Below are 17,688 nucleotides of genomic sequence, written 5' to 3'. Positions count from 1 at the left end.
GGAAAAACAAAAAGGGCTGATTTTACTCAGCCCTTTACTTCAAATCGTTCTTTCACTAGGTGTAATTTTTCATTAGATTTCATCAGGACATGGTAGAGAACAATTGGTTTTCATAGAAATTGGAATAACCAAGTGATTCCAAATATTTTATAAAAGTTCTTTTATTTTAATTCGGTCTTTTTATTCATCGATGCTTTCCAAAAATAGGTCAGATTTTACCAAAATCTATAACACATAAGTGGGATTTTGTTAATGGCTTGTTAAAGATTTATACTGCAACAATAAGTCAGCCGGATGCCGGGCCTGCCTCTTTTTTTCAAATCTGATCAATAATTTTCCCTTTTGCGTAAGCCATTCCCGGGTATATCGTGGTAACTTTGCGGCGGAAGCAATACATACTCAATCCTTTAACCATTATGGCGGTGACAAGGCAAGGCGGCAGAAGTGCCTATAGCACTTTCGTTAATTAAGCCCGGGTATATTTTTAAGTCAAACTGATAAGAAACAGGTGTTCAACATTCAATGGAGCAAGCAGTTTTTCCGCCTGCACAGAATCACCGGGCTGATAGCAGGCGCTATGCTGCTATTGGTAAGCCTTACCGGCAGTGTGCTGGTATTCAGCGATGAAATAGATCATGCAGTATATGCCCACGCCTATCATGTGCCACCGCAGGCTGTTCCCAGAACACTGCAGGAACAAATGAAAGATGCCCGCCAGGCACTTCCGGGAAATCCTTACCTGTTTTTTGTAAGACTTCCCCAGGCACCTGACGAAAGTACCGTGCTGAGAGCCGAATATTCAGCAGATCACAAAGTATACATCTTCCTGAACCCCTATACCGGCAAAATATTACAACAATACTCCAATACAGGCCATTTTACGGGCTATGTAATGTATTTGCACTTCACCCTGCTGAGTGGTAAAACAGGGGCTATAATCGTCTTAATCACAGGAATAGGACTATTCCTGTCGGTCCTCACCGGACTGTTTGTTTACAGGCATGCGCTGGGCAAGGTACTCACCTTCCGGCAGCCATTGGAGTGGCATAACCGCACCCGGCGCTGGCGCAACCTGCACCGCATCACCGGTGTATGGGCGCTGCTGTTTAACCTGCTCATCTCTTTTACCGGCTTTATGATGGAGCTGAAAGTAATTGACGCACGGAAAAACACCAAAGCAGGATATACTGCTATCCCTTTTTCCGGCGAATATGAACCCCTGCTCATCAAAGCTACTGCCACTATTCCCGGCTTCCAGGCCACAGGCCTCCGTCCTCCCAAAAAAGCAGGCGACCCGGTACGGATACTTGGTCATGCACATGAATCTGCCTTCTTCGGCGAATACGCCTCGTCGGTATTCATCGATGAAAACGGCGCCGTTAAAAAAAAGGTGGATTTCAGCAACGCTACCATCAGCGATAAATTCAACGCTTCCATCGCTCCCCTTCACTTCGGCAACTATGGCGGCATTATTCTTAAAATCATTTATTCTCTCTTTGCCTTAACCCCTGGTGTATTATCTGTATCAGGATTCCTGATCTGGTATCGCAGAAAGTTTATTATCAAAATACACGGAAACAGAAAATGATGGCTGTTGGCTGAAATAAAAAGGGTTCGCATAACAGCTATGCGAACCCTTTTTTATATTGTTGAAAAGCGGAAAGATTATTTCTTCAGATGCTCTTCAATTGCGGTATCATATGTTTTTTTCCAGGTACTTACATTGCCCCAGTCTTCTCCATTTACTTTAATGGATTCACCGGTTACAACACCCAGTTTTTCGTAGCGTACAGAGTTATCTGATGCATCTACCAAACCATGTAACAGTGCTTCGAACTTCTCTTTATCTGCAGGCTTAACGGTTACTACTACACGACTCTGGCTTTCACCGAACAGGTAAGCATCTTTACGGAATTTGTTGTTGAGTGCCAGTTCAAAGCCCAGGCCGGATGGCATAGCGCTTTCCAGCAGTGTAACAAATAAACCGCCGTCGCTTACATCGTGTGCGGATTGGATCAGTTTCGCCTTGTTCAGTTTGGTGATGGCCTGTTGCAGGTGCAGTTCTTCATCGAGGTTGAAATGCGGCGCAGGGCTGTATTCTATACCGATGATTTTGTGCAGGTATTCAGAGCTGTTGATATCGTTACGGCTGCGGCCTACCAGGTATACCAGGTCGCCTTCTTCCTTGAAGTTAAGGGTGATGCGCTGATCCAAAGTGTCCAGGATACCTACCATACCAATGGTTGGGGTAGGATACACCGGACCGTCGGGAGACTGGTTATAGAAGCTCACGTTACCACCGGTAACAGGCGTATTGAATTTGCGGCAGGCTTCACCCATACCCTGTACTGCGTGTACAAACTGGTAGTACACTTCCGGATCGTAAGGATTACCGAAGTTGAGGCAGTTGGTGATAGCTACTGGTTCGCCACCGGAGCAAACGATGTTACGCGCAGCTTCTGCTACCGCAATCTGTCCGCCTTTATGAGGATCGGCAAATACGTAACGGCCGTTACAGTCGGTAGTCATGGCCAGCGCTTTCTTTGTTGGTTTTACCAACACGATAGCGGCATCGCTTGGTGCGTTGGTGCTGGCGTTGGCGGTACCCACCATGCTATCGTACTGGTTATAGATCCAGCGTTTGGAAGCGATGTTTGGTAATGCCACCATTCTTTCTGCTACAAAACGCGGATGTTCTGTATCAGGGATATTCTGAATATCGAATGCTTTTACTTTAGCGAAATAGGCTGGTTCTGTGTAAGCGCGGTGATATTGGGGAGCGCCGCCGCCCAGTACCATACTTTCAGCAGGAACATCTGCTTCCAGTTCGCCGTTCATATAGAACTTCAGGTTTTTATCTTTGGTTACTTCACCGATCTGAACGCAGTGCAGGTCCCATTTTTCGAAGATATCCAGCACTGGTTTTTCTTCTCCTTTCTTCACTACTATCAGCATGCGTTCCTGGCTTTCGCTCAGCAGCATTTCCCATGCTTTCATATCTTTCTGGCGGGTAGGTACTTTATCTAACCAGATGTTCATACCATGTTCGCCTTTCGCGCTCATTTCTGCAGTGGAGCAGGTGATACCGGCAGCGCCCATATCCTGCATACCAATAATAGCATTGGTTTTGATGATTTCCAGGCAGGCTTCCAGCAGTTTCTTTTCCTGGAAAGGATCTCCTACCTGAACGGCCGGTAAATCTTCCACGCTGTCTTCTGTGATATTGGCAGAAGCGAAAGAAGCGCCCCCGATACCGTCTTTACCGGTAGCGGAACCAACAATGAAAACAGGATTTCCTTCACCGTATGAAGTAGCGGAAACGGTTTGACCAACTTTTACGATACCTGCGCTGAACGCATTTACGAGTGGGTTGGTGCCGTAGCATTCTTCAAAATAAGTTTCACCGCCTACGGTAGGAACGCCGAAGCAGTTGCCATAGTGGCCTATACCATGTACAATACCTTTTACCAGGTGTTGCGTTTTCTGATCATTAATATTACCGAAGCGAAGAGAGTTCAGTGCGGCAATGGGACGGGCGCCCATTGTAAAGATATCGCGGTGAATACCACCAACGCCGGTAGCTGCGCCCTGGAAGGGTTCGATAGCGGAAGGGTGGTTATGCGATTCTATTTTAAATACCACCGCGTAGCCATCACCTATATCTACCAGACCGGCATTTTCTTCTCCTGCTTTAACCAGGAGCCTGTCGCCTTCGCGGGGCAGAGACTTCAGCCAGACGATTGAGTTTTTGTAGGAGCAGTGTTCACTCCACATTACTGAGTACATACTTAACTCAGTAAAATTGGGGGTACGGCCTAAAATAGATTTAATTCGTTCAAACTCGTCAGCGGTAAGTCCTAGCTGTTCAGCAATTTCTACGGTGGTTTGCATGTATTTAAGTATAAAAAACGAGATATTTAAAAGAAGTCGCAAAAGTACATGATTTTCCTTCAAATGCCAAGAGTACCCTGTGGTGGCTTTTCTGCTGTTTTTTTGCAGTCTGCTATCATATTATTTATTTTTAAATTCATCAGATTCAAAGTCGATCCGCTCCAAATATTTAATCAAATGATAAAAAAACACCCCTTTTAAAGCCCTAAATGTAATTTTTCAATTAAAATGAACAATTTATTTGCATTTATAGCGATGGATGCGTTCTTTTGTGTAAAATAATTTACAGCATGCAATCGTTACGTTTCAAAGCGCTGGAAGGATTAGCTGGCGTAGACTCCACTCTCACCGAACATGACGGTAAAATTACCGATGTATTTGGCAGCAATGTTTTCTCTGGTAAAGTTGTTCGGGAATATCTGAGCGATGAGGCTTATAAGAGCCTGATGAACTCTGTTAAAAATGGCACCAAGCTGGAACGTAAGATGTCCGAGCAGATCGCTTCAGGCATGAAAGCATGGGCGATGAAAAAAGGTGTGACTCACTACACACACTGGTTTCAGCCATTGACCGGCACTACCGCAGAAAAACATGATTCATTTTTCACTTTGAAAGGTGATGGCACTGCACTGGAAACCTTTGATGGTGATGCACTGGTACAACAGGAACCAGATGCTTCCAGTTTCCCTAACGGTGGTTTGAGAGCTACCTTCGAAGCCCGCGGCTACACTGCCTGGGATCCTTCCTCTCCTGCATTCATCCTTGAGCAGGGTTATGGTAAAACACTCTGCATACCTACTATCTTTGTTGCCTACACCGGCGAATCCCTGGATTACAAAGCACCACTGCTGAAAGCACTGGCTGCAATGGACAAAGCTGCAGTAGATGTATGTAACTATTTCGATAAGAACGTTACTAAAGTAACCGGTACCCTGGGTTGGGAACAGGAATACTTCCTGGTAGACGAAACTATGGCTAACGCCCGTCCTGATCTGATCATGACCGGTCGTACCGTTGTTGGTCACGCTCCTTCCAAAGGTCAGCAGCTGGAAGATCACTACTTCGGTGCTATCCCTGAGCGTGCTTACGCTTACATGCGCGATTTCGAAGTAGAATCCTACAAACTGGGTATTCCTTTAAGAACCCGTCATAATGAAGTTGCTCCTTCACAGTTCGAGTGCGCTCCTATATTTGAAGAAGTAAACATCGCAGTGGATCACAACTCCCTGCTGATGGATGTAATGAATAAAGTGGCAAAACGTCACAAACTGAAAGTGTTACTGCACGAGAAACCTTTTGCAGGCATTAACGGTTCCGGTAAACACAACAACTGGAGCATGTCCACCGATACCGGTGTAAACCTGCTGGCTCCCGGTAAAACACCGAAGACCAACCTGATGTTCCTCACTTTCTTTGTGAACACCATTAAAGCAGTGCATGACTATGCTGACCTGATGAGAGCTGCGATTGCTTCTCCAAGCAACGACTTCCGTCTGGGCGCTAACGAAGCACCTCCTGCTATCATTTCCGTATTTACCGGTAAATACCTGTTTGATGTACTGCAGGAAGTTAAAAACCGTGTAAACAACAAGTTCGACGAACAGGACGAAGCTATCCTGAAACTGGATCTGCACCGTCATATTCCTGAACTGTTGCTGGACAACACCGATCGTAACCGTACTTCTCCTTTTGCTTTCACCGGCAACAAGTTTGAATTCCGCGCGGTAGGTTCCTCTGCTAACTGTGCTTCTGCAATGACCGTTCTGAATACTATCATGGCTAAAACCCTGGTTGACTTCAAAGCGGAAGTAGATTCACTGATCGAAAAAGGCGAGAAAAAAGAGATTGCGATCATGCAAACTCTTCGTAAATATATTGTAGATTCGGAAAAAATACTGTTCGAAGGCGACGGATACAGCGAAGAATGGGAGAAAGAAGCTGAAAGAAGAGGTTTACCAAATGTGAAAACCACTCCTAAAGCTCTGGATGCAATGATCACTCCTAAAGCAACCAAACTTTATGCTGAAACCGGCGTTTACAACGAAAAAGAACTGCACGCACGTCACGAAATTCTGCTGGAAGATTATGTGAAGAAAGTGCAGATCGAAGCCCGCGTAATCGGCGATCTCGCTACCAACACCATCCTCCCGTCTGCTATCAGCTACCTGAACGACCTGGTAACTAATATCAACGGTCTGAAAGGAATTGGCCTGGGCGACGAATCAGTAAAAGCTCAAAAACAAATTGCTGCTAAAATAGCTGAACATATTAATGTTATTAGTGAAAATGTACAGGCTATGATCGAGGCGCGTAAGGTAGCTAACAAGCTTACCGACAGCCGTCAGAAAGCGATTGACTACTGTGAAAAGATTAAGCCGTACTTTGATGTTATCCGCTACCACTCCGACAAACTGGAGTTCCTGGTGGACGACAAAAAATGGGCGCTGCCTAAATACAGAGAGCTGCTTTTCTTGCGATAAAACCGTAAGATTGTTTTGGTGTATGATTAGCCCCGGATTTTCATCCGGGGCTTTGTTTTTGAAATATCCCCCCGTGTCAGCTTAATAACATCCGGCAGCCGGATACAACTAATTCCTTATCTTCGCTGTACCAAAAATTTTTACATCCTTCCTACTTCCAGATACACCTCAATAGCGAGTTTTTCTTAATCCAAAAAGATCCCCAACATGAAAAAGTGTTACCATCCGGCACCTGGTGCCATCGCCTTGCTATTTACAATGCTGCTCAGCAATTGTGTAAAGCCCCCGATTATTATCCCCGGTCAGAAACATTACCAAGTTGCCCAATTAATGGGAGAGATCCCATTCCGCGGGCCGGATACCATCCGGGTCAGCTACAACTCCAAACATTATCCCATCCAGATTGCCGGTCAACACATCAGTACCGGTTATCCCCAGTACTTATTTGGATATGACGACCAGTACAGGCTCAGGATTCTGATAGGCGCCTATTACGACGGTAATCCTGCCTACGAACTGGCGCACAAGTATTTATGTGACCAAAAAAAAAGAGTGATTTCGGACAGTACTTTTGAATTCGGCTACTACGACAGAAATACCCTCACACTGATTGATTTCCATCTTTTATTCTCGGTCAAAAAATACGTATATGATAATCAGGACAGAATTACCCAGGTAACAGAAGAACGCTTCCCTGGCACCTCTTATACCGAAATGCGTACCACTACATTCTTTTACAATTCGTCCGGCAACGCATATAAGATTAATTCTGTCATAAAATATTCTGACAACAGCATCTCCTCCTCTGATGCATTTCCAGTGTACGACAATAAAGTAAACCCTCATCAGCTGCATCCGGTTTGGCAACTGATAGATATTGATTACAGCAGAAACAATGCGTTTATAGCTGATTCATACAATAATTACGGACTGCCGGTACATATTAATACTGGAGCCAAATTGAGTGAAATTGTATTCCTGTTAAACTCTTTCAGTAGTCTTGAAATCGCTTATGAATATAAGTAAGCCATACTTTCTGCGGATGTAAAAAGCATAAAAAAAGTCCTCCTGATCAGGAGGACTTTTCAAAATAATATATCCGTTACCGTTATACCAGCTTAAACGTTTCTGTAAACTTGGTGGTAAAGTTACCTTTACGGAAGTTTTCATCGCGCATCAGCTGCTGGTGGAAAGGAATCGTTGTTTTTACCCCTTCAATCACAAACTCACTGAGGGCGCGTTCCATTGTGTTGATCGCTTCCTCACGGGTTTGCGCCATGGTGATAATTTTCGCCACCATAGAATCATAGTACGGCGGAATTACATAACCGGCATAGATGTGTGAATCCACTCTCACACCATGACCACCGGGAATATGCAGGGTTGTAATTTTACCCGGAGACGGACGGAAATCGTTGTAAGGATCTTCCGCATTGATACGGCACTCGATGGCGTGCATCTGTGGCGTATAATTTTTTCCGGAGATAGGAATACCTGCAGCAATCTTGATCTGCTCTTTTACCAGGTCGAAGTTGATCACTTCTTCTGTAACCCCGTGTTCTACCTGGATACGTGTGTTCATTTCCATGAAGTAGAAATTGCGGTGCTTGTCTACCAGGAATTCAATGGTACCTACGCTTTCATAATTGATAGCGCTGGCGGCCCTGATAGCAGCATCTCCCATTTTCTCACGCAGTTCAGGCGTCATGAACGGAGAAGGTGATTCTTCTACCAGCTTCTGGTGACGACGCTGGATAGAGCAATCCCTTTCGCTGAGGTGACATACTTTACCGTATTGATCGCCCGCTACCTGGATTTCAATATGATGGGGTTCTTCCACGAATTTCTCCATGTAGATACCATCATTGCTGAAGGATGCACGGGCTTCATTTTTAGCCATGTTGTAGGCTGTTTCCAGCTCACTTTCTTCCCATACCACACGCATACCTTTACCACCGCCACCGGCAGTAGCTTTGATGATTACCGGAAGGCCCATGCTTTTAGCGATAGCTTTCGCCTCTTCCACGCTCTGGAGCAAACCTTCAGAACCTGGAATAACCGGTACACCGGCAGCAATCATGGTTTCTTTGGCAGTCATCTTATCTCCCATTCTGCGGATCATTTCCGGAGTGGGGCCGATGAACTTAATACCGTGTTCACCGCAGATTTCAGCGAAGCGGGCATTTTCTGCCAGGAAGCCATATCCGGGGTGGATCGCATCTGCATTGGTGATTTCTGCAGCTGCCATCAGGTGAGGGATGTTCAGATAAGACTCTGAGCTTTGTGGCTTGCCTATGCATACTGCTTCATCGGCAAATTTCACATGCAGACTGTCTTTATCCGCTGTTGAATAAACTGCCACCGTCTTAATACCCATTTCCTTACAGGTACGGATAATCCGAAGGGCAATTTCACCACGGTTGGCAATCAATATTTTTTTGAACATTGTTTTCCTTATAAGTTAATAATAGCTGTTAGCTTTTAGCTGTTAGCCTTTAGCGATCAGCGCACTACCATTGGTAAGTCTGAAAACTAAAGGCTAACGGGTAAAGGCTATTATTATGGTTCAACTAAAAATAAAGGTTGATCATATTCTACCGGAGAAGCGTCATCTACCAGTACTTTCACGATTTTCCCACTTACTTCACTCTCTATTTCGTTGAATAACTTCATTGCTTCGATGATGCATACCACTTTACCGGAAGTTACTTCGTCACCAACATTTACGAATGGTGCTTTATCCGGACCGGCGCTGCGGTAGAAGGTACCAATCATGGGAGATTTGATGGTTACCAGGTTATCTGCTTTGGCAGGTGCAGCAGGTGCAGCGGCTGGTGCTGCGGTGGCCGGAGCTGCTGCAGGAGTTACAGCGGCTACTGCCTGTACGGGTGCCATAGTTGCAGGAACAGTGATTACCTGCTGAACTTCATTATCCTTCTGCTTTATTGTAATCTTAAACTTGTCCTGTTCAATGCTCAGTTCACTGATATTTGATTTGTTGATCATTTTTACCAGTTCCTGAATCTGTTTAAAGTCCATGTAGACAGTTTTTGGTTTAGAAATATATAGAATATGACAAATACTATTTCACGCATTCAGGAACTTTGTTTCAGAAAGATATCTCTCAGAAACAAAATTCCTTTTCTCCGAAAACCAGTATTTCAGAAATGCTTATGCTTTTACTCTTTCGATGTATTCACCATTTTTGGTGTTCACACGGATCAGTTCTCCCTCGTCTACAAACAGTGGAACCATAACAGTGGCGCCGGTTTCAACAGTAGCTGGCTTCAGGGTACGGGTAGCCGTATCACCTTTCACTCCGGGTTCAGAATAAGTTACCAGTACTACAATTTTATCAGGTAATTCAACAGCCATGTACTGATCGGTTTCTGTATTGATCTGTACACTTACTTCCTGTCCTTCTTTCAGGAACTGAGGTGCATCGATAGCTGTTTCCGGCATAGCGATCTGCTCAAATGTTTCATTGTCCATGAAGTTGTAGCCGGTATCATCTTTATATAAATACTGAAAAGGTTTCTTCTCAATACGGATCGGAAAGATAGTATCACCTGAGTTCCAGGTGTGCTCAATGGAACGGCTATTGTCAACGCCCTTCAATTTAGCCCAAACCTTTGCGGCTGCACGGGCGGTTTTGTTCTGACCAAACTCTACAACAGAATACAAGCTGTTGTCCAGCTTGATAATTAATCCTGTTCTGATATCTGCGGTGGTAGCCATAAATAGGTTACTGATTTTAAGTTAAAAATTTATACGGATTGCAAAAGTAAAAATTTTCGCATATGAACAAGCAACTAATTCCCAAAATTAGAGAGATTAGTCCCTTTTCGGCTCAATTTTCGGCTTTTTTATTCAAATAATGACATTTATCCGGTAATTTTAAACTCAAATCAAGAAACTTTTATAAGTATGCGCTACGTGTTTTTCGTTATTTTAAGCTGTTTACCCGTGTTTTTGATGGCCCAAACGCCTGCTAATTCCAGCACCAAAGCACCTTATTTACAATACCCGATTATACCTGCCTTTCCGCTAAGCCTTGTTGATGGCCACACTATTACCAAAAATGACCTGAAGAAAAATGAGAAAACCATGCTCTTTGTATTCAGTGTAGATTGTGATCACTGCAAACACCTCACCGAGGAAATGTTGAAAAATATTGACAAGTTCAAAAAAACACAGATTGTGATGGTCACTCCCTTCAGAGTGGAACAAATGAAGGAATATTACGACCATTACAAAATCCAGAACTATCCCAACATCATCATGGCCAGTGAACCTTCCCGGCAGATCATGTACTTTTATGACCTCCATTATTTCCCTGGCTTGTATATATATAATAAGAAACAACAGTTTGTAAAAGGTTTTGAGGGAACAGTAAAGCTCGATTCGTTGCTACTTTACCTCAACAAATAATGCTTTGTGAAAATGTAGCCGCCAGCGGATTATTGTAAGGCCGAATCATTACATTTGTTTAATCACATTCATTCTTCACTTTTAAAGCTAAAGACAAAATGAAAGTTACAGTAGTAGGAGCCGGGAATGTAGGCGCAACGTGTGCCAATGTACTGGCCCACAAAGATTTTCTGCAGGAGGTGGTTTTATTGGATATTAAAGAAGGAACGGCTGAAGGTAAGGCGCTGGACACATGGCAGCAGGCTCCCATTGATTATTACAGCACCAAAATTACAGGGGTAACCAACGACTACACCAAAACCGCGAACAGCGATGTAGTGGTAATCACTTCCGGGCTTCCCCGTAAACCCGGTATGAGCAGGGATGACCTGATTTCTACCAATGCCAATATTGTGAAATCGGTTACCGAAAATATTACAAAACATTCTCCGGATGCCATCATTATTATTGTAAGCAACCCGCTGGATGTAATGACCTATTGCAGCTACCTCACCGCAAAGAAAGACAGCAGCAAGGTATTTGGCATGGCAGGCATCCTGGATACTGCCCGTTACCGCGCTTTCCTGGCCGATGAAATAGGCTGCTCACCAAAAGACATCCAGGCGATCCTGATGGGTGGTCATGGCGATACAATGGTTCCTTTGCCCCGTTATACCACTGTTGGCGGTATTCCCGTAACAGAACTGGTATCCAACGAAAAACTGGAAGCTATTATCCAGCGCACAAAAGTAGGTGGCGGTGAAATCGTAAACCTCCTCGGTACTTCTGCATGGTATGCTCCCGGCGCCGCAGCTGCACAGATGGTGGAAGCCATTGTAAAAGATGAAAAACGCATTTTCCCCGTTTGCGCGTGGCTTACCGGCCAGTACGGACTGAAAGATATTTACCTGGGCGTACCCGTAGTATTGGGCAAAAAAGGAATCGAGAAAATCATCGAACTACAACTCAATCCTGCCGAAAAAGAATTACTGAATACCTCTGCACAACATGTAAAAGAAGTGATGGACGTATTGGATAAAATGCAATCCGCTACTGCCTGATCAGAATTCCACTGACTTTATTCTTTAAAAAAATTTTGGGGAGATGAAAGCAATACGTCGCTTTCTTCTCCCCACATCTTTTTAAAATCTCTCCTGCTGAATATAAATCCGCATTTATTCGTAATTTTACCCTGATCCTGAAGTCGGCTAAAGCAGTCTAAATGAAGCAGTTCTAAATAGTTTCATAAAATTTGGTTTAACTCTGAATATATGTCTAACCTGGAAAAACTGATTACGCAAAAAACATTTGAAAACGAAAATCAACGAGGTCTGATAAGCCTGATTTTCATCGGGAACTGGATAACGTCCCGTCATCAGCAATTTTTTAAACGCTATGGTATCACCATGCAGCAGTTTAATATCCTGCGGATTCTTCGGGGGCAACATCCCCAGGCCGCCAGCATCAACATCTTAAAGGAAAGAATGCTCGATAAAATGAGCGACGTATCCCGCCTGGTAGAAAGGCTCCGCAAAGCAGACCTGGTGGAACGTAAGAACAGTGAAATGGACAGGCGCGCAGTAGATGTCCGTATCAACGACAAGGGCCTGCAGCTGCTGAAGTTAATCGATAACGAAATCAGGCAACTGGATAACACCCTCCAGTCGTTAAACGAGAAAGAAGTTATCCAGCTGAATAAATTACTGGATAAAATGCTGGACAGCTATCATTAATTAAATCTCTTCCAGGTAGTTAAGATCTTTGCCAAACGTTTCTTCCACCTTCCAGGCTGTAATCAACGCAACGCCAATACAAACCACCGCCACAATAGCCCCGCTTTGAAGGAAAGTAAAATATTTCTGTACTTGTATAAATAAGATAGAGATCAACGGTAGCATTCCCCTTGCAAAGTTAGGAACAGTAGTAGCCACGGTAGCCCGCAGATTGGTACCAAAGCTTTCGGCTGCAATCGTCACAAAAATTGCCCAGAACCCCACGCTGAAGCCGAGTATACAACATACGGTATAAAACACCCATGTTTCCACACCATGCAGGTTTAAATATACTGCTACCATTATCCCGGTTAAAGCGAGGAATAACAGCATCACCTTCCGGCGGCTTCTCCATAACTGGCTGATTAAACCGGAGGCGAAATCGCCCACTACCAGCCCGGCGTAACAAAACGCTATCGCGTCGCCAGGACTGATGGCGCCTTTTACGTTCATCATAGCGGCAAACTTGTTGGAGAAAGCAATAAGGATGCCCACCACAAACCAGGTAGGAGTACCCAGCAACATACATTTCAGGTATTTGATAAACCGTTCGCGGTTGGTGAACAATGCCATAAAACTTCCCCTGGAAGCGGCAGACGACTTTACTGCATTAAACAAATGCGATTCCATAACGCTTACCCGCAGCACCAGCAATGCCAGTCCCAGACCGCCTCCTATGAAATAACAGATGCGCCAGTCGCCCACCAGTTTGGCGATGAGGTTGGCTGCCACTGCGCCGGAAACCCCTACGGTAGCTACAATCATGGTACCATAGCCCCGCTTCTCCTTCGGCAGTATTTCCGACACCAGCGTGATGCCTGCGCCCAGCTCTCCTGCCAGCCCGAAGCCGGCCACAAAGCGCCACAACACGTATCCGTTGATGCCCTGCACAAAACCATTGGCAATATTGGCAACAGAATAAATGAGGATAGAACCGAACAATACGCTCAGCCTTCCTTTTTTATCTCCGATAATACCCCAGAAAATACCCCCGATGAGTAATCCCACCATCTGGATATTAATCAGCAGCAGACCGGCGCCGGCATCAATTTCACTATCGGGTAATCCCAGTGATTTCAAACTCGGAACCCTTACAATTGTAAATAGCAGGAGATCGTAAATATCCACGAAATAGCCCAGCGATGCCACTATAACGGCAATATTGAAAATGGAGACGGGACGGTTGTCGGCTTTCATCTTTTAATTTGGTTGACGATAATAACGGGAATAAAAAAAAGGGCCTCATTTAAAGGCCCTTTTAAAGATATAAAAAATTATAATGGAGAATCAGTTTTTTCTGTTTCAGCAGGTGTGTGTGCATGCTGCGGTTTTGCTTTACCAAATATTACTTTAATAAGTACCGGTAAGGTAGTGATTACTACTATTACCAGGATGATCAGTTCCAGGTGATTTTTCAGATTAGGAAAAGCTCTATCCAGGTAGTGGCCCGCCAGCATCATGGAAAATACCCATGCAAAGGAGCCGATAATATTAAAGAACATAAATTTCTTACCGTCCATGCCAACCATACCCGCCACTATAGGCGCAAAAGTACGGATGATAGGCAGGAAGCGGGCAAAGAAGATAGCGCCGCCGCCATACTTCACAAAAAACTCATGGGCCTGGTGCAGGTGTTTCTTTCTGAAAAAGAAAGTATCCTTCTTCTTAAATAAAATAGGTCCGGATTTTTTACCAAACCAGAAGCCAACCATATTTCCGAGCACACCTGCGGTGGCAATCAGGAACATAATCACCACAAATGGAAGATCAAAGAAGCTGCGGCAAAGGTCTTCGCTGTAGATACCCGCTACAAAGAGCAGGGAATCCCCCGGCAAGAAGAATCCAATGAAAAGACCTGTTTCTGCAAATATAATTGCCAGTAACAGGTAAAGGCCACCATGTTCAATAATCCACGAGGGATTAATGAGGTGTTTAAAAAACTCAATAATCTGGTCCATGCTAAATACGCTATTTCTATTTCTGAAGTGGTAAAATAATCAATAAACTGTTACGCATTTGTTAAGTTAGGCTTTGGCAATATCTTCTGTTGGCGGCGTAAGCTTGTTTTCCCATTTGGAAACCACGGCAGTAGCCATTGCATTTCCGATAACATTTGTAGCAGAACGACCCATGTCCAGCAAATGATCCACCCCCAGCAGCAATATCAGGCCGGCTTCAGGGATCTTGAACATCGACAGTGTGCCGGCAATTACTACCAGGGAAGCGCGGGGTACGCCCGCAATACCTTTACTGGTAATCATTAATACCAGCAACATAGTAATCTGCTGGTCGATGCTCAGGTGCATACCATATGCCTGGGCAATAAATAAGCTGGCAAAGGTCATGTACATCATGGATCCATCCAGGTTAAAGGAGTAGCCCAGGGGTAATACAAAGCTGACAATGCGGCTGTCGCAGCCAAATTTTTCCAGCTCTTCCATTGTGCGTGGATAGGCCGCTTCACTGCTGGCTGTGCCAAAAGCCAGTAACAGCGGGTCTTTGATCATTCCCAGGAGTTTGAATACCTGTTTGCCCAGGATCAGTCCACCTACCAGGGAAATAACCACCCACAAACACAGGAGTCCGAAATAAAACTGTAAAATAAACTTACCATAGGTTACCAGTACAACAGGGCCTTTCAGGGCGATGATACCGGCCATAGCGCCAAATACTGCGAACGGGGCGAAGTTCATTACAAAACCGGTTACTTTCAGCATGATGTGGGCAACACTGTCCAGCAGCTTTACCACCGGGTTGGCTTTTTCACCTATGGCTGCCGCTGCTACGCCAAAGAAAATGGCAAATACCACGATCTGTAGTATTTCATTATGCGCCATTGCATCTACTACGCTGTCCGGTACTACGTGACGGAAAAATCCTTTCAGGGTCATATCCGCCTTGGCAATGCCGGAAGAGGCATGTTCATCAGGCAGGGGCAACGCCAGTGATAATCCTGGTTTGAGCAGGTTAACCAATACCAGGCCGAGAAACAATGATACAAAGGTTGCACTGATAAACCACAGCATCGTTTTTCCGCCGATACGGCCAACGGCTTTTATGTCGCCCAGCTTGGCCACTCCCACCACGAGGGTGGAGAATACCAGCGGGGCAATGATCATTTTAACAAGACGGAGGAAGATATCTGTAAGAATGGAGATATTATCAGCGAAGATCTGCGGTGTGTCTTTGGCGCCTGTTGTAACAGGAGCATTACCATAGGTAAGGAAAACACCATAACCTGTGCCTATTCCGATTACCATAGCAATGAATATATATAAAGTAAGCAGATTCGATGATTTCTTCATGCGTAGCCAGAATTTATCTTGTATAATTAAAAGTTGTAACCGGAAAATTTCCCAAAAATAAGGTTAAGCAGCTAAACATGCGCTTTAGCAGGTAAAATAAAACTATCTGTTTTTGATTTTAGATATTATATTTGGCGATCAACAGAATACAACAACAACTAAACTACCTTAAAACATCAACCACAATACGACTGCGTATGAGCAAACTCTTTGCTAAAAAACAACTGTCTGTTTTATTGGCCGAAGCTGGAGAATCTGAAAAGGGTCTGAAAAGGACGCTTGGTGCAGGTTCTCTTATAGCATTAGGTATTGGCGCTATTATTGGCGCCGGCCTCTTTGTAAGAACAGCTGCAGCTGCCGGTCAACATGCCGGACCTGCTGTCACCATTTCCTTCATTATTGCTGCTATAGGTTGTGCGCTGGCTGGTTTATGCTACGCAGAATTTGCTTCCATGATTCCTATTGCCGGAAGCGCCTATACTTATTCCTATGCTACACTGGGAGAATTTATTGCCTGGATCATTGGTTGGGACCTTGTGCTGGAATATGCGCTGGGAGCGGCTACCGTAGCTATTGGCTGGTCGCAGTATCTCAACAAGTTGCTTACCAATGTCTTTCACGTCACGATACCGTACCAGTGGTGTCACAGTCCTTTTGAAACGTCTGATGCCGGTGTACAGGGTATCATGAACGTTCCATCCCTGTTCATCCTGCTGGCGCTCACGATGCTGCTGATCAGGGGAACACAGGGTTCTGCCATTGTGAATAACATCATCGTTATCACCAAAGTGGCGATCGTACTGTTATTCATCTTCCTGGGATGGAAATTTATCAACCCTGCTAACCATACGCCTTTTACCATTCCTGCAGATGCCGGTACAGTAAAAATGCACAATGGTCAGATCGTGGATTATTCCAACTTCTGGAATCATGGCTGGGCCGGGGTGCTCAGGGGGGCCGGGGTAGTATTCTTTGCTTTCATTGGTTTTGATGCGGTATCTACTGCTGCACAGGAAACCAAGAATCCTAAAAAGAATATGCCGATTGGTATCCTCGTGTCACTGGCAGTTTGTACCTTATTGTATATCCTGTTTTCTTTTGTGCTTACCGGTATCGCGCCTTTCACCGACTTCCTGAAAGCAGGTGGTGAAGCGTCTGTAGCTTACGCTATTGATACTTATATGCCTGGTTACTCCTGGTTGTCTACTTTCATCACCGTGGCTATCCTGGCGGGGTTCTCCTCCGTTATCCTGGTGATGTTGCTGGGTCAGACAAGGGTATTTTACTCTATGAGTAACGATGGACTGGTACCAGCTGTATTTGCCAAACTGCATCCTAAATACCGTACTCCTTACCGTTCACAGTGGATGTTCTTCGTTTTCGTATCCCTGTTTGCTGCGTTCATTCCGGACAATGTGGTAGGTGATATGACCAGTATAGGTACCCTGTTTGCCTTTGTGCTGGTGTGTATTGGTATTATTGTAATGCGTAAAACCAACCCGGAAATACCGCGCGCCTTTAAAACGCCGTGGGTGCCGTTTGTTCCTTTGCTGGGAGCGGCTTTCTGCCTTACCATGATCATTAGCCTCGGTATAGAAAACTGGGCGCGTTTGTTTGTATGGCTGGGGATTGGCTTTGTTGTTTACTTCGGCTATAGTGTAAAACACAGTAAGGCCCGTAAATTATTGAAATAGTTTAGGAAGATTAATACTTCCGGATATCATATGAAGCGGAGAACAGAACAAAGGGGTTTACCCTTGTTTTGTTCTCCGCTTTAGTTAAAATCAGGGGAAGCCGCTATTCTGGTACCTGAAAATCCTTATTTTTGCG

14 protein-coding genes are annotated in these 17,688 nt (G+C 44.7%); 7 read left to right on the top strand and 7 right to left on the bottom strand.

Annotated features, from left to right (window positions below; genetic code table 11):
- The first annotated feature begins 508 nt into the window (after nt 1–508).
- Nucleotides 509–1,588, top strand: coding sequence for a PepSY-associated TM helix domain-containing protein (locus tag V7S65_RS29220; protein ID WP_336389099.1), 1,080 nt, complete (start codon nt 509–511; stop codon nt 1,586–1,588).
- A gap of 77 nt (nt 1,589–1,665) precedes the next feature.
- Here V7S65_RS29220 and purL read toward each other — a convergent pair whose 3' ends face one another.
- Nucleotides 1,666–3,891, bottom strand: coding sequence for a phosphoribosylformylglycinamidine synthase subunit PurL (gene purL, locus V7S65_RS29215; protein ID WP_079470729.1), 2,226 nt, complete (start codon nt 3,889–3,891; stop codon nt 1,666–1,668).
- 290 nt (nt 3,892–4,181) lie between these two features.
- On the opposite strand from purL, the gene V7S65_RS29210 reads away from it, so the two are divergent.
- Nucleotides 4,182–6,371: a glutamine synthetase III family protein gene (locus V7S65_RS29210; protein WP_111577867.1), complete on the top strand. Its 2,190-nt coding sequence runs from the start codon at nt 4,182–4,184 to the stop codon at nt 6,369–6,371.
- A 207-nt stretch (nt 6,372–6,578) separates the two neighbouring features.
- Entirely contained in the window at nt 6,579–7,397 is an 819-nt protein-coding gene (locus V7S65_RS29205) for a hypothetical protein (protein ID WP_336389100.1), read from the top strand.
- Nucleotides 7,398–7,479: 82 nt separating this feature from the next.
- Here the strand turns inward: V7S65_RS29205 and accC are convergent, their stop codons facing one another.
- The 3 genes from accC to efp all read right to left on the bottom strand — a co-directional run bounded on the left by accC (nt 7,480) and on the right by efp (nt 10,109).
- On the bottom strand, nt 7,480–8,817 hold the full coding sequence (accC, locus tag V7S65_RS29200; protein WP_336389101.1) for an acetyl-CoA carboxylase biotin carboxylase subunit: 1,338 nt from the start codon (nt 8,815–8,817) through the stop codon (nt 7,480–7,482).
- Nucleotides 8,818–8,930: 113 nt separating this feature from the next.
- A complete protein-coding gene (gene accB, locus V7S65_RS29195) occupies nt 8,931–9,410 on the bottom strand; it encodes an acetyl-CoA carboxylase biotin carboxyl carrier protein (protein ID WP_079470733.1) in 480 nt (159 codons plus the stop codon).
- Between the two features lie 132 nt (nt 9,411–9,542).
- Entirely contained in the window at nt 9,543–10,109 is a 567-nt protein-coding gene (efp, locus tag V7S65_RS29190) for an elongation factor P (protein ID WP_079470734.1), read from the bottom strand.
- Between the two features lie 189 nt (nt 10,110–10,298).
- Between efp and V7S65_RS29185 the strand changes: the two genes are divergently transcribed.
- The 3 genes from V7S65_RS29185 to V7S65_RS29175 all read left to right on the top strand — a co-directional run bounded on the left by V7S65_RS29185 (nt 10,299) and on the right by V7S65_RS29175 (nt 12,514).
- Entirely contained in the window at nt 10,299–10,802 is a 504-nt protein-coding gene (locus V7S65_RS29185) for a peroxiredoxin family protein (RefSeq protein WP_079470735.1), read from the top strand.
- Between the two features lie 98 nt (nt 10,803–10,900).
- A complete protein-coding gene (gene mdh, locus V7S65_RS29180; protein ID WP_079470736.1) occupies nt 10,901–11,842 on the top strand; it encodes a malate dehydrogenase in 942 nt (313 codons plus the stop codon).
- Between the two features lie 210 nt (nt 11,843–12,052).
- Entirely contained in the window at nt 12,053–12,514 is a 462-nt protein-coding gene (locus tag V7S65_RS29175) for a MarR family winged helix-turn-helix transcriptional regulator (RefSeq protein ID WP_079470737.1), read from the top strand.
- On the opposite strand, the gene V7S65_RS29170 is transcribed toward V7S65_RS29175, so the two are convergent.
- The 3 genes from V7S65_RS29170 to V7S65_RS29160 form a co-directional block, all read right to left on the bottom strand.
- Entirely contained in the window at nt 12,515–13,750 is a 1,236-nt protein-coding gene (locus V7S65_RS29170) for an MFS transporter (protein ID WP_336389102.1), read from the bottom strand.
- Nucleotides 13,751–13,827: 77 nt separating this feature from the next.
- The gene (locus tag V7S65_RS29165) at nt 13,828–14,511 is read right to left on the bottom strand and encodes a DedA family protein (protein WP_079470739.1); all 684 of its coding nucleotides are present in this window, start codon (nt 14,509–14,511) and stop codon (nt 13,828–13,830) included.
- Nucleotides 14,512–14,577: 66 nt separating this feature from the next.
- Nucleotides 14,578–15,858 (bottom strand): dicarboxylate/amino acid:cation symporter, encoded by a 1,281-nt coding sequence (locus V7S65_RS29160; protein ID WP_111577869.1) that lies wholly within the window; start codon nt 15,856–15,858, stop codon nt 14,578–14,580.
- Nucleotides 15,859–16,055: 197 nt separating this feature from the next.
- Between V7S65_RS29160 and V7S65_RS29155 the strand changes: the two genes are divergently transcribed.
- Nucleotides 16,056–17,552 (top strand): amino acid permease, encoded by a 1,497-nt coding sequence (locus tag V7S65_RS29155; RefSeq protein WP_079470741.1) that lies wholly within the window; start codon nt 16,056–16,058, stop codon nt 17,550–17,552.
- Nucleotides 17,553–17,688: the final 136 nt, after the last annotated feature.

Origin of the sequence: Chitinophaga sp. CCNWYY40 (assembly GCF_037483205.1) — a bacterium.
GTDB classification, from domain to species: Bacteria; Bacteroidota; Bacteroidia; order Chitinophagales; family Chitinophagaceae; genus Chitinophaga; species Chitinophaga ginsengisegetis.
This window is presented reverse-complemented; position numbering and strand designations above follow the sequence as displayed.